Source organism: Rothia sp. HMSC067H10, assembly GCF_001810635.1.
Taxonomy (GTDB): domain Bacteria; phylum Actinomycetota; class Actinomycetes; order Actinomycetales; family Micrococcaceae; genus Rothia; species Rothia dentocariosa.
Genome location: NZ_KV802279.1, coordinates 154647 through 168402, shown reverse-complemented (window position 1 = coordinate 168402; position 13756 = coordinate 154647). Strand labels below are relative to the sequence as shown.

10 protein-coding genes are annotated in these 13756 nt (G+C 54.6%); 3 read left to right on the top strand and 7 right to left on the bottom strand.

Translation table 11 applies throughout. The features are described from left to right. Positions 1 to 347 precede the first annotated feature (347 nt). Positions 348 to 1172 (bottom strand): FadR/GntR family transcriptional regulator, encoded by an 825-nt coding sequence (locus tag HMPREF2756_RS01460; protein WP_070617460.1) that lies wholly within the window; start codon positions 1170 to 1172, stop codon positions 348 to 350. Between the two features lie 191 nt (positions 1173 to 1363). Further along, complete coding sequence (locus HMPREF2756_RS01455) at positions 1364 to 3037, bottom strand: L-lactate permease (RefSeq protein WP_070617457.1); 1674 nt, start codon at positions 3035 to 3037, stop codon at positions 1364 to 1366. Between the two features lie 789 nt (positions 3038 to 3826). Between HMPREF2756_RS01455 and HMPREF2756_RS01450 the strand changes: the two genes are divergently transcribed. Genes HMPREF2756_RS01450 through HMPREF2756_RS01440 form a run of 3 tightly spaced genes read left to right on the top strand, consistent with a single transcriptional unit; the run spans position 3827 to position 6902 of the window. After that, positions 3827 to 4618, top strand: a complete 792-nt coding sequence (locus tag HMPREF2756_RS01450; RefSeq protein WP_004005516.1) for a (Fe-S)-binding protein — start codon at positions 3827 to 3829, stop codon at positions 4616 to 4618. An 11-nt stretch (positions 4619 to 4629) separates the two neighbouring features. After that, a complete protein-coding gene (locus HMPREF2756_RS01445; protein ID WP_070554576.1) occupies positions 4630 to 6255 on the top strand; it encodes a LutB/LldF family L-lactate oxidation iron-sulfur protein in 1626 nt (541 codons plus the stop codon). After that, positions 6255 to 6902: a LutC/YkgG family protein gene (locus HMPREF2756_RS01440; RefSeq protein WP_070617454.1), complete on the top strand. Its 648-nt coding sequence runs from the start codon at positions 6255 to 6257 to the stop codon at positions 6900 to 6902. The genes HMPREF2756_RS01445 and HMPREF2756_RS01440 overlap by 1 nt, the downstream gene beginning before the upstream one ends. 279 nt (positions 6903 to 7181) lie before the next feature. On the opposite strand, the gene HMPREF2756_RS01435 is transcribed toward HMPREF2756_RS01440, so the two are convergent. The 5 genes from HMPREF2756_RS01435 to HMPREF2756_RS11585 form a co-directional block, all read right to left on the bottom strand. Continuing rightward, positions 7182 to 8738, bottom strand: coding sequence for a molybdopterin-dependent oxidoreductase (locus tag HMPREF2756_RS01435; protein WP_070617451.1), 1557 nt, complete (start codon positions 8736 to 8738; stop codon positions 7182 to 7184). 661 nt (positions 8739 to 9399) lie between these two features. After that, positions 9400 to 11403, bottom strand: a complete 2004-nt coding sequence (locus HMPREF2756_RS01430; protein WP_070617448.1) for an ABC transporter ATP-binding protein/permease — start codon at positions 11401 to 11403, stop codon at positions 9400 to 9402. Beyond that, a complete protein-coding gene (locus tag HMPREF2756_RS01425; protein WP_070617446.1) occupies positions 11384 to 12463 on the bottom strand; it encodes an efflux RND transporter periplasmic adaptor subunit in 1080 nt (359 codons plus the stop codon). Before HMPREF2756_RS01425 ends, HMPREF2756_RS01430 begins: the two co-directional genes overlap by 20 nt. After that, on the bottom strand, positions 12457 to 13332 hold the full coding sequence (locus HMPREF2756_RS01420) for a hypothetical protein (protein WP_070617442.1): 876 nt from the start codon (positions 13330 to 13332) through the stop codon (positions 12457 to 12459). The genes HMPREF2756_RS01425 and HMPREF2756_RS01420 overlap by 7 nt, the downstream gene beginning before the upstream one ends. Positions 13333 to 13420: 88 nt before the next feature. Then, entirely contained in the window at positions 13421 to 13732 is a 312-nt protein-coding gene (locus HMPREF2756_RS11585; protein ID WP_371440699.1) for a peptidase inhibitor family I36 protein, read from the bottom strand. Positions 13733 to 13756: the final 24 nt, after the last annotated feature.

Sequence of the window (13756 nt, the reverse complement as noted above, 5' to 3'; positions counted from 1 at the left end):
GAATCATGATGCCAGCTATTTTGCCATTGTTGAAGAGATAACAGTCTCAAGGGCGTTATAGACTAGGCACCCTGCCAGAAAGATGCGCAACGGCACTATCATCAGCTATCGGGAGTCTCGGAGAAAGATGAGAAAACTATTCCTCAAGATTTTCCTTTTGAGGAGTACGAAAAAGCATGCGGGAACGCACATCTTACGGGGAACTACAACCCTATGCCGAACGAGTTAGCCGAATCCCCAGCCACACCTATGCCTTATCTTCTCCAAGCAGTGGAGCTGATAGGGCACAACGTAGCGAAGGGATAGAAAACGTTCCCGTTTTGTGCCTAATGCATATGAGAGAGCTTCTACGCCAGATGCTCCTCGTGCAGCACCACCTGATGCGGCAGCGCATCCGCATCTATCACCTGGGCCTGCCGTTCCCGCTGCTGATCGCGGGCGCGGTCTGAGAGCGAATAGAACCATTTGATGTGCTCGCACACCCGCTCATAGGCGGCGTCCTCGTCACGGGTGGAGATCGCCTCGTAAATGCCCCGGTGCTGGTCTTGAAGCGTTTGCTTGACGGAATCCCAATCGCGCAGCAGCGGCACCGCCTCCTGCACGTAGCTGATAGTCGCCATGTGCAGTGAATCGATCACGGTATCGAGCACAATGTTTCCGCCCAGCTTTGAAAGTTCGTAGTGAAAGCGGGTATCGCAGAAATGGAAACGCTCGTTCGAGACCTGCGGAAGATCCATCTCACGCAGATGCTCGCGGGCGTTCTCCAGCGCCAGATCGCGTTCGAGGGAGTCGGGGGCGTTTGCGGCGGCACGTGCAGCCGGTCCTTCCAAAAGTAAACGTGTAGAGACCACATCTTTGACCGGCAGGTTGCGGGTTGCGATGTGCATGCGCAGTGCCCAGCTGAGGGTATCGGAGGGCTCCGAGATAACGATAGCGCCCGATTTCGGTCCCGATCCGCTACTGGAGCGAATCAGCCCCAGCGCGTTGAGAATACGCAGAGCCTCGCGCACTGAGGGCCGAGAAATTCCGTGTTTTTCGGCCAGCGCACGCTCGGAAGGCAGCTTATCACCGACACGCAGTTCGCCCAGGCGCAGCCGCCGCTCGAAGGTTTCAAGAATGATGCTGTAGCTTCGTTCCTGTATGCGGGATGTCGAGTCTGTCAGGTGAGTCATGAGGTGTTCCCATCCTAATAAGTCTCAAGATGCGGGTGAGAATAACCCGTCGTGTGTGCGTTTGAGGCGGCTCAGGTGGGGTGGGAGAGTGCCTGAGCCTATGAGGAATGGTGAGAGAAACGCGCGGGGCGGCGTACCGTGAAGTACACCGCCCCGTCGTGGTTTATGCGTTTGTATGTGCAGCGTACCGGTTAGGGAATCAGGAACGAGAGCACGTTGGTCTGCAGGAAGACCAGAATACAAACCACCACGAGCATGGCGAACGACCAGGGAACCACGGCCTTGAGAATGTCGGATTCCTTACCTTCCATATCCACGGAGGTTGCCGCGATAGCCAAGGACTGCGGGGAGATCATCTTACCGACCACACCACCGGTGGTGTTAGCAGCCAGCAGCAGTTCGGGGGTTGCCCCAGAAATACCGGCCTGGTGCAGGTTCTCGGCGGCAGAGACCTGCAGCTTCGAGAACAGCGCGTTGGCGCTGGTATCCGAGCCGGTCACAGCGGTACCGATCCAGCCCAGTGCGGGCGCCAGGATAGCGTATACGGGGCCGAGTCCTGCCAGGAAGGTACCCATGGCAACGGTCTGACCCGAGAAGTTCATGACGTATGCCAGTGCCAGCACTGACGCAATGGTTAGAATTGACCAGCGCATACGGTAGACGACCGAACCGAATTCGGTGAACAGTGCGGGGAACTTGAACCCGTAGCGACCCTTCTCGTTGAAGAGGAAGTAGATAACACCCACGATCAGACCCGAAATAATCAGCAGGGTACCGGGGTTCGAGAGCCAGGTGAAAGAGTAAACAGCATCTTTAACTTTTGTGCCGTCTTTGGTGACCAAGCGGGAGCTAAGCGCGGGAATATCGATTTTGATAGCCACGGTTTTCAGCCATGCCTTCAACTCTGCACTGAGGTTCACGAGACCGAAGATAACAACCACGATCAGGTAGGGTAGAAGAGCCATCCACACACGCACGGCGGGCAGCGCTTCTTTCTCTTCGACCTGTGAAGGCAGGCCGTAACGCTCACGCACGCCTTCTACGCCGCGCGGTTTCCAGAAGCGCAGGAAGAGCACTGCGGCACCCATCGAGACGATACATGCCACCACGTCGGTGAGGTTGTATGCGGGGGTTGCTGCGGTGATCCACTGTGCAATACCGAAGGAAATGCCAATGACGAAGGCGGGGAGCCATGCATCTTTAACACCCTTCATACCGTCGAGGATGAAGAGCAGAATGACGGGCACGAACATTGCCAGGAACGGTGCCTGGTGACCGACGATAGTTGCAATAACGTGCGGGTCTTTGCCGCCAACATCGCCTGCAGTCACAATCGGGACGGCGACGGCGCCGAAGGCCACAGGAGCGGTGTTAGCAAGAAGCACGGTAATAGCTGCTTTGAGCGGCTTCACACCGAGGGCAAGAATCATGGTCGCGGTAATTGCCACGGGAGCACCGAACCCTGCGAGGGCTTCAAGCAGACCACCAAAGCAGAAGGCAATCAGAATCGCCTGGATGCGCAAATCGCCGCCGCCCAGACGGTCGAAGGTGCGGCGCAAGTCTTCAAAGCGTCCGGCAAGCACGGTGACCTGGTAGAACCAGATAGCGCCGAGGATCACCCAGCAGATGACCAAACCGTAGATAGCGCCGCGTACCGCGCTGAGTCCTGCTAAGTCGAAGGGCATCGTAAAGCCGAGGCTTGCCACTAGGATAGATGCGGCAAGTGCTACCAGCGCCGACCAGTGTGCGCGTGCCTTGATTATGAGTAGCATGATGAAGAAGGTCAGCAGCGGTATGGTCGCCACGAGCGCGCTTAGCCCAAGGCTTCCACCGACTGCGTTGGGTTCAGCGAAGAATGTATTCACTGGAACTCCTTTGGTTCGGTTCGACGTGGATGTGGTCAGACCAATCAAAATCCCACGAGTTCGTGGCGCTTATGGCGCCGCGTGGGATGTGGTCTGACCATTAGCTTCATGTGAAGCCTACCCGAAGGGTGCTTTGAGATACAACTTATAGAGTGCAGGTGTGTTTTCCGCACGATGGCGGGGGAGAGGGGTGATATTTGCGTTCTGGGCGTCAAAAACGGGTTGTTCCAACTTCTGGCATTAAATTTCAGCTCTGCGCATAGAGATTTTGCGCACTGTATTTTTTCGAGATGTTCCCGGGTTGTACCATCCAATATTGCAAGGGATTTCATGGGTAAAGTATGCATATTTACGGGAAATTATGCAGAGAAATCGAGCAGTTCCGCATCAGCTCGCGGATGCTGCATATGCACCCGCTGGAATGTCTGTTTAAGGTATCTCGAAACATTGGGGTTGCTATGACCTAAAGCATGCTTTACTACCTGAAACTAAGGGAATCCTTAAAACTCAATTTGGTGAGAAAAATGTTCGTTATTTCAATTAAAGGAATGCTCCGAACCTGGTGTTAAATGAAGATCAACGAAGAAAGTCTACGATTACGTTTCTACACCGATATGACCGGTCCCCGTAAACACCGGCGGGTTCCTGAGAGAACCTGGTCAGTCATGATCCTGGCGCGTTGAAAACCCGCGTTACGTAAATTCGGCACAGGAATTTGCGTCCCGGAGCGCATACCGCATCCCACACCAGCGGTTCTGTAGAGACTCGAAACCAGAAAGGACGGATAACATGCGTATTGCGCTTTTCTCCACGTGCATTGTTGATGGCATGTATCCCCGCGTAGCACGCGCGACCGTCGAGATTCTAGAACGCTTGGGGCATGAGGTTGTTTACCCTCCCGGGCAGACCTGCTGTTCCCAAATGCACGTCAATTCCGGGTACTTTGATGATGCCTACCCCGTCGTCAAAAACCACGTCGAGTCTTTTGAGGCGTGGGATTGGGATGTTGCCGTGGCACCCTCAGGTTCCTGCGTGGCATCCCTGGGGCACCAGCAGCCCATGATAGCTCGTCATCAGGGCGACGAAGATCTTGCCGTGCGAGCAGAGCAGATTGCCGCACGCACCTTTGAACTTTCCCAGCTTCTCATTGACGTTCTGGGTATCACCAACGCCGCCGAGCAGCTTGGTTCTTACTTCCCCGAGCACGTGACCTACCACAGCTCATGCCACGGTATGCGCCTGCTGCATCTTGGCTCCCGCCAATCAGATCTTGTGCGCACCGTTGAAGGCATTAAGTACACCGAAATTGAGGGCCTCGACCAGTGCTGCGGCTTCGGCGGAACCTTCTCGTTCAAGAACGCCGATGTTTCCGGTGCGATGGTTGAAGACAAAGCAACCAACGTTGAGAAGACCGGCGCATCCGTATGCACCGGCGGCGACTGCTCTTGCCTGATGAATATCGGCGGTGCGCTCTCACGCCGCGGATCCTCTGTTAAGACCGTCCATTTTGCCGAAATCCTCGCCTCCACTAAGGAGAATCCGCTGAAGATTGACGGCAACGTAGAACTCGCCTTCGCATAGAAAGTAGGTTGATGATGACTTCCACCGCAATCCCCCTGGGTATGCCGAAGGTCGTGCACTACGGCGAAGGCAATATCTTTGAGAACGAACCGTTCCCCGAATACGCCAAGCGTGAGCTGAAGAATGACCAGCTGCGTAATAACCTGCGTTTCGTGACCCACGCTATTCGCAATAAGCGTGCTCGCGTCACCAGTGAGCTGCCCGACTGGCAGGAGCTGCGCAACACCGGCGAAATGGTGAAGAACTATGTGCTCTTCAACCTGCCCCAAATGCTGGAACAGTTCGAGCGTAACTTTACCGCGCGCGGCGGCCATGTGCACTGGGCGCGCGATGCTCACGAGGCAAACCAGATCGCTCTCGACCTGATTCGCGAACAGGGCGTGGACGAGATTATCAAGATTAAGTCCATGGCAACTGCCGAGACCGGTCTGAACGAGTTCTTGGAAGAGAACGGCATTAACGCTATTGAGACCGACCTTGCAGAAGAAATTGTGCAGCTCGGCGAAGATCGCCCCTCGCACATTCTGGTTCCGGCAATTCACCGTAACCGCCGCGAAATCCGCGATATCTTCCTTAAGAAGATTGAAGGCATTAACCCGGATATTACCGATGAACCCGCCGAGCTTGCGGAGGCTTCGCGTAACCGTCTGCGCGAGAAATTCCTCTCAACTAAGGTTGCCGTTTCGGGTGTGAACTTCGGTATCGCTGAGACCGGCACCATGACCATCGTGGAATCTGAAGGCAACGGTCGTATGTGCCTGACCCTGCCCGATACCCTCATCTCGTTCATGGGTATCGAGAAGCTGCTGCCCACCTTCCAGGACTACGAGGCATTCCTGCAGCTTTTGCCGCGTTCTTCCACCGGTGAGCGTATGAACCCTTACACCTCCATGTGGACGGGCGTAACCCCCGGTGACGGCCCGCAGAACCTGCACGTGATCCTTATCGATAATGGTCGTACCGCTGTGCTGGCCGATGAACTGGGTCGCCAGGCTCTGCGCTGCATCCGCTGTTCTGCTTGCATGAACGTGTGCCCCGTGTACGAGCGCGCCGGTGGTCACGCCTACGGTTCCACCTACCCAGGCCCGATTGGTGCAATTCTTTCGCCCCAGCTTTCCGGTATTGAAGCGGCGCACAATAACTCGCTGCCATACGCATCTTCGCTATGCGGTGCCTGCTACGAAGTGTGCCCCGTGAAGATCAACTTCCCCGAGGTGCTGGTGCATTTGCGCGGTAAGGATGTTGAGGCGAAGCACGCGAAGAAACACGCGCCCACCCAGATGGACGCCATGATGTACGGTGCTAAGAAGCTGTTCTCCTCGGGCAAGATGATGGCGGTCGCCGAACGCGGTCTGCCGATGTCCCGTCTGATTAGCGGCAAGAAACATAAGATTACGAAGGTGCCCGGAATTGTCGGCGGTTGGACGGACTACCGCGATATTCCTGAGCCTCCCAAAGAATCGTTCCGCAACTGGTGGAAGAAGGAAAAGTCGGGCGCACCCGCTCGCGACAGCGCCGAGCGCGTGGATATTGCCGCTCTCATTGAAGCGAATAAGGGTAAGGTTGCAGAAGCCGCAGCGAACGCACAGGCTGCGGCCGAAGCTCAGGCGGCTCGTGAAGGTAAGGAGAACGCATAATGTCCTCTGCGAAGGAAGATATCCTCACACGTATTCGTGAGTCCCTGTCGGATGCCCCCGAGGCACCAACCCCCGTGCGTAACTACCGCCGCGTGAGCGAGCTGAACCGCGAGCAGACTATTGAGATGCTGGTGGATCGCCTGATCGACTATAAGGCGAACGTCTTTAACGCGACCGAGTCGAATATCGCTGAGGTTATTGCCGAGCGTCTGGGAGAGAACTCGCGCTATGTGGTTCCCACCGGGCTGAACCCCGAATGGCTGCCTGAGGATACCGCAACCCGCGTGCATGTCACCGATTCGGGGAGCACTCTCGAACCCGGCGCGCTTTCGGTGCATGAACTTGACGACGTGGATGCGGTGGTCACTTCCTCGACCGTATCGTGCGCTGAGACCGGCACCATTTTCTTGAACTCCGCCCCGCAGGAAGGCCGCCGTGCGATTTCCCTGGTGCCCGACCACCACGTGTGTGTGGTGCCGGAATCCACGGTTGTGGAGCTGGTGCCGGAGGCGATTGAACGCATCACCTATGAGCGCCCGGTGACCATGATCTCTGGGCCGTCTGCGACCAGCGATATTGAGCTGATTCGCGTGGAGGGTGTGCACGGGCCGCGCATCCTGGATGTGGTGATTCTCGAAGGCAAATAGCCGGTTCGGCAAATGCGGTAAACGGACTAGGCGGTTGAGTCTAGAGCTCTGCTGACGCAATGAAAGGGGATGGGAACCTAATATGGTTCCCATCCCCTTTCATTGTGTGGGAGAAGTGCCTCGCACGCTATCACCGCTCGAACGGCATAAGCGCGCGCATCACGAAGCTAGGGGAGTAGAGCAGCCGGCCCGCCGCACGGGCACAGCGAAGCCCCTGCCGCGCATCCAGGGAGAGTACCCGGTGCCCAGCAGGGGCTTCTAGGAACAAGCTACAGAACTTTACGCGCGAGCGTCGAAGTGCTGCAGACCGGAATCTTCGCGGCTACCGCCTTGACCGTCGCCAACATCGCGGTAATCGCTGATCCATTCAATTTTCTGAACCCACTTGACCATCTTGTAGCCGTGCATGGAATCTGCACGCAAGCGTAGGGGACCACCGTAAACATCTGGGAGGGGCTTATCGTTCATACCCCAAGCCAGAATGGTTTCGTCCTCCATTGCCATGGAGATATCCAAGCATTCGTAGTAGGGTTCGGTGGGTCGACCATCGTAAGTGTGACCCACGTGCCCGAAGGAAGTCACCATAACGTACCGTGCGTTATCGTCCTTTTCGACAAGGGCGAGTACATCACGCAGGCGAACGCCTTCCCATTTGGCGATGCCCGTCCACCCCTGCATGCAGGTGTGCATCGTAATATTGACTTCCTTGCCCAAGGACTTCAAATCGTCGATGCTTAGCGACTTCGACTCTTTCACCAAACCGCCCAGCTCCAGGCGATAATCCACGAAGTCCTGTTCACGCAGTCGGTTCCATTCGGTGCTTTCACGCTCTGTAGGCGGGCGTGTGTTAACCCAGTGGAACGGCGAAATATCGGCATCCGTGAAGGTCTGCTTCTTGACCTGGCGTGAGGAAATGCGATCCAGGAACAGGTTGCGAACCGGCTGGGTCAGGCCCCAAACGAAGGTCTGGGCGAAGCGCAGGTCTCGATGCGACCAGTAAGAAGCACCGATCCAGACCGCGAGAACCACGACGACGCCAACGATCAGCATGGTCACTGCTTGGGCGAACTGTGCCGCATCAATCTCGTTGTAGTTCTTGTTGAGCATCATGTGCGCAATGTTGTACTGCGGGTGAACGATGAGTACCAGCGCCACGTGCATGATGGTGAAGACGCAGTAGAACGCCATGCCCAAGAAGTGAATTGAGCGGGCGGTCTGGCGGTTACGGAACAACCGCACGTAGCGTGGGAAGCGACCGCAGAACGCGGGGCTCATGATAGGACCGGTGGCAATCATCAGTGGTGCCACAATGAAAACCACGGTGAAATACATGAGCTTCTGAAGCGCATCGTAGGGCTGGAAATGCTCAATAGAGGGGATTTGGAAACCCGCGTAAATCTGGATGGACTGCCATGCCTCGGGGAAAATATCCCAGGAGGTAGGAACAATACGGCGCCACTGACCCGTAATAAAGAGTAGGCTCACATAAACCAGACCATTAGCAATCCAGATGATGGTAGTGAGAGCGTGCCAAGCACGTCCCAAGCCAATCTGAGCCTTACCGGGGAGCGAGATCAGAGGGGAGAGGCTTCGTTGATCGTCGCGGGCGGTGTATTCGCCGGGAACGGTTGAAACCTTATCCTTCGTGAACTTGAGCCACTCAGACCCGGGGGTGCAGTGGTTGTTCCAGTAAAAACGCGGATGTGAGGCAATAACTTCCCAACCGGATCGGATGAGAAGTCCAATCATCAGAAAGTTAATGAAGTGGGTGATGCGCAGCCAGGCAGGAAAGTCTAGTGCTACACCACCGGCACTCATCATGAGTGTTTGGTGCATTTGTCTTCCTTAGAATGACTGTGTGTGCGTATGGAATTAGTGTGTGAGGCCGTAAAGTTGAGATGCTCTGATGAGCTATTCAGAGGTTGAATCCATATCGTTCTCCGTCCCTGTAGAGCTCGTCTGTCAACGCGGGACTACCCGGAAGAGTCATGTCTCGACTAACCTGCAACCCCACATGAGATATTGGATTCTGTGGGATTTATGAGGAGCCCTGCCGTATCTATTTCATCTTAGCTGACACAGTGTCACTCGCAAAAGATAAGAGTCGTAACACGCCGAAAATTTGTCGTAAAAATACCGAATATTACGGAATTTTGAGGGTGTTAATGACCTTAAGTAATGCTGCCGGATAACGATTACGTGACGGGTAAATTATGGAATTTAAGAGGTTATATGTATGAAAACTTAGGATACCCTTTTTGTGGGTTTAGAGCGATTAAACCAAAATTACATGTTCTTATTTTATGGTTTCAGACACCTCAACTCGTCGGCACCCTGAGAACCGAGGTATGCACGATGTACGCGAACGCAGCAGGTGGGGCTCGGTCGGGTACATCTCCCCGCCCGTACCTAGAGCGCGAGTAGATATTATGTCGGCGAGCAGATAGCGGATTGTTATCTGCTCGCCGACATAATATCTGGGGGTAGAATCCTGACTCTAGACCGTGCGGATTGCATCGGCGGGCTGCGCGCGAGAGGCCACAATAGCCGGAACCATGGCAGATACCAGTCCGGAGATCCCACCTGCGCCGAGCCCCAGGAATAGGGGAGTCGCCTCCAGAATAGGTTTCCAGCCATTGAGTTGGCATATCAGTAAGGTCAGGAGCGTGCCTAGCGTAATCCCCAAAATACCGCCCGCAAGCCCAATAAAAAGTCCTTCAAGCAGAAACATGCGCCGTACCGCCGCTTTCGACGCTCCCACCGCACGCCGTAACGCGATCTCGCCGCGCCTGGTTTGCACGCTTAAGTACAAAGTTGTGCCCGCGCTCAGTGCCGCTAGCAGAAGAATACCCCAGGAGGATACAAGCGAGAGGGTCGCAATATCGTTCGAGACCCCGCGATGCAAAGACCTCAAGTCTGTGACCGTCTGAACCTTGTAATTTTCCGGATGCGCCGCATCCACGCTTAAGGGCGCTACCTCAGAAACAGGCGCGGGGTAGCCTGGTTTAGTGCGCATGAGAAAAAGGTGCTCGTTTTGCGGGTATGACGATGCGCTCTTCATATCAAGCACCACAGCATTAAGCAGGAGAGCATCTCGGGGAGCTTCCTCAATAATGCCGACCACACTATACTCCCGCCCTTTGAGTGTCACGATGGAGCCGGCACCAGAACCGGAAATCCCAAGCTGTTCTGCTGCGTGCTTTCCTACGAGAGCCGAAGGGCGGTCTTGATTCGTATGCGCGCGGGTAAAAAGGGTGCGGGCGTTGCCTGGTTTGGTGACAGCCTCTGCCGCTTCCAGGTACCCCGTGTCGATAGCGTAGGTGAGCACGCTTATTTTATTGATGGGAACCGGTACGTCAAGCGGGAACTTTGAGACATCACCGGCGATGCTCGTGCGGTATCCGACAGCGGTAACCCCGTTAATCGCCGTGAGTTTTTGGGAAACCTCCCCGGCTTCTTCGGAAGAAAAATCTTGGGAGACGGGTGAAAGTCGAACCTCGTCGAGAGCCGCCGCTTCCAGGCGTTCGCTGACCTGATGAGCGGTGCTGTTCAAGAGCCCCGAGGATGCCACCAGCCCGGTGACCGCGAGCGCATAGGCGGTGCAGAGCAAAGCTGAGCGTCCTAGCCGTGTTGTCATGGCGGCCGCCGCATCCCAGACAGAGGAGAACCAGGCGCGAACACCGCTGCGTTCCAGGGGCTGCTTTTTCTGCTGCCGTTCAGACATATTATGCTGTGGGGCGGTACTTGATTCTGCGTCCTCGAAGTGCACCTCTTCTAGATGGCCGTCTACCATGCGCAGACACCGGCTTGCCTGACGGGCAACATCTTCATCGTGGGTAATCAGAACAATGGTAGTACCCGCCGCATTGAGCCTTTTGAAATCTTGCATGACTCGCTCGGTAGTTACACGGTCCAGGTTTCCGGTGGGTTCATCAGCAAGAAGAATATCCGGGTGCGTGCTCAGGGCACGGGCTATAGCAACCCGTTGGCGTTCACCGCCGGAAAGCGCACCTCCGGAATACATGAGCCGGTGTTCCAGCCCCAACTGGGTGAGCGTCTCTTCGCTAATGCGTAGTTGTTCGTGAAGACCCACTCCCTGTACCCGAAGGGGAAGTGCAACATTGCGTATCACGCTTTCGTGGGGCAGCAGATGTGCGTCTTGAAAAACGAACCCGAGATGTCGGCTGCGCATAATGTCCAGGTCGCGGGTCGGTGCATGGGTAATGTCACGTCCACGAAGAAAATAGCTGCCGTGCGTGGGGGTATCTAAGAGGCCGAGCACATTCAAGAGCGTAGATTTACCGGATCCGGAAGGGCCGATAATTGCGAGCATATCGCCCGGGTACACCCGCAGGTCTAGGTTCTGCAGAACGGGAGTATCGGCCCTGGTGTAGGTTTTGGATATGCCTACGAGCTCAAGAATAGGCTCATGCCCGTTGTTGATGGATTCTTCGTGTTCGGTTTCGTAGGGCAAGTCGGCGCTACGGGGTTGGGATTTCAACGTCGGTTCCTTCCCGCAGCTCGTGGTCGCTTTTAATGGCCGCCCAGCCTTCAGCCTGGCGTACTACGGTCACGGTGACTTCTTCTCCGTTGTGTAGGCGCAGATACTCTTCACCGTTTTTCTCACGCAGGGCTGTAATAGGTACGGCTAGTGTGGGGTCGCCGCTGCTTTTCACCTCAAGAGTTGCGGATGCACCATCGGGCGCTTGGAACCCTTCCGGCACGGTGAAGGTCACGTCTTTACCTGGTATATCGCCGGTGGCGTTAAATTCTGATATTGCGGTAACGGTTGCCGTTCCTGAGGCCCCACCGGCGGATTTAGCTTCGGCGGTGCTGCCCACGTGCAGGTCACGGGTGACATCGATGGTTGCACGTGCCACGATCGTGGGAGAGCCGTTCCGTGTAGTCAACAGCGGGTTCTCCCCCAGTACCGTACCCTGTGCTGCGATAGTTTCGACGGTGCGCCCCGCAGAGGGCACCAGCATAAAGGTTTTCCAGTCGATGCTTTCAACATCGCCGCTGGCAACCCCTAAGTTGTAGAGGAAGGACTGATAGGCCTTCATACTTTGTTCCGACCAGGTGCCGTCTGTACCGGGGGCATACCCCCAATTGGTGAGGGTCTGTTGGAGTGCCAGCACATCAGACCCCGAATCGTCTTTCTTGATGGTGCGGTAGAAAGGAATGGAATCGGGCATGGCAATAATGGGCACATCAGAGATTGTTGCCACAAGGTCACCGGGGTGAATAGTGCGCCCGGGTTCTACCGCAACGCGAGTAACCACGGCACGTTCAGCCCCTACAGCAGGGGAGTATGGCTCAGCTTTACCCAGCTGCACTTTCCCTTGAAGTACCGTTGCCTGCCCTACCTGACGTTTCTCGATTTTGGTGGTGACGGTGAGTTTTTCTTGAGAGCTGGCAAGGGCCTCTGACTGTGCGGTACTCATATTTTTACCCACGATTAAACCTAGAACCAGAAAAAGCAGGTTAGCGCAGATAAAAATAATGAGGATGCGCGAGCGGGGAATGCGCTCCAAAGAAACATGTGACGTATTTTTTACCATGAGGGCAGCGGCTCTCCGTGATCGGCTAATACTTTTTTAGCCTCTTCGATTTGGGCGTCAAGGTTTTTGCGGTATTCATCAAGCTGCGGCTTGTACTTTTCGATGGCTGCGGCCTGATATTGTGCCCGGCGGTTCATAGTTTTCATGAAATATCCGGTGCTGTCTTTGCAGTCTAGATCGGCGAGAGCGACTTCAATTTCTTTTTCTTTATCGCCGGGAACTTCTGGTGCCCAGTAGTAGTCTTTGGGAATAGAAATACCTTTATCTTTGAGGCATTGTTCCCATTCTCCGTGCCATTTTTTGACGTCTTCATCGCGCATCCATGCGGAGTCTGCTTCAAGATCAGCCTGAGCAACGATAGTGTTGGCTTCGGGCATTCGAGCGGGGAAATCGCCCAGCTGACGGACTGTATTTTGGCATTCGCTATATATTTCCATCTGGGCTTCCGAATATTCTTTTTGGGGAAGTAATGTAACTATACGAATTTTTGTTACATCATGGTCGATAGAGTATCCGTATTTGGAGACGTAGTCTTTATTCCAAATTCCGTACTGAAAATGTGGTTTAATTTCAACACCATCTCCGGTGCTGCCGCTTGGAACTCCTCGTGCTACTGAACAGTCATTATTATTGTAAATATTTGCACTGAGCGTTATAAGCCCTTCTGATGTAGACATCATATATTTGTTGAGTGGAAGAATAATTTCCATATGTTCATTATCAAAAGTTGCTTTAACATCTGAAAACTTTGAATAATTTAAATCTTTTCCGGCGGTAGGGTCACCCTGAGGTTCACCTGTGTGAGGTCCGCTTGAACATGCTGAACACAGGAGAGTAAGGCAGGTAATGGCAGAGAGAAGCCTTTTCATAGCTTTGGATTCTTTCTATGAGGGTAAGAAGTGATTGGTGTGGGTGGTTGAACCTAAGTTCAACCACCCGGTACAGATTTATATCTGATTAGCGCGTTGCATGTTGGTGACTAGAGATTTCGTCACTCCAGTTACCTCCGCCTGGAAAATAAACTCCACGTAAGTCTGAGTGTGCTTTTCCTTTGCGGTCGTAAAAACTAGCTCCACCATAATTTATATGTTGGTAGAACAAGTGGTAGGGGTGTTCGCGATCTGTCGTAGCACCCAGTACATAAGAACTCGTGCGATCATTCATGTAATCACCAATCCATGAAACTTCATGGTTGTAGTAAGTCTGGTGTCTTCCACCAAACCAGATGTCGTCGTAGAGGCAAGTTGCCCCAGCAGGACAATGAGGCACGGCAGAAGCAGGAGTGATCGTTAA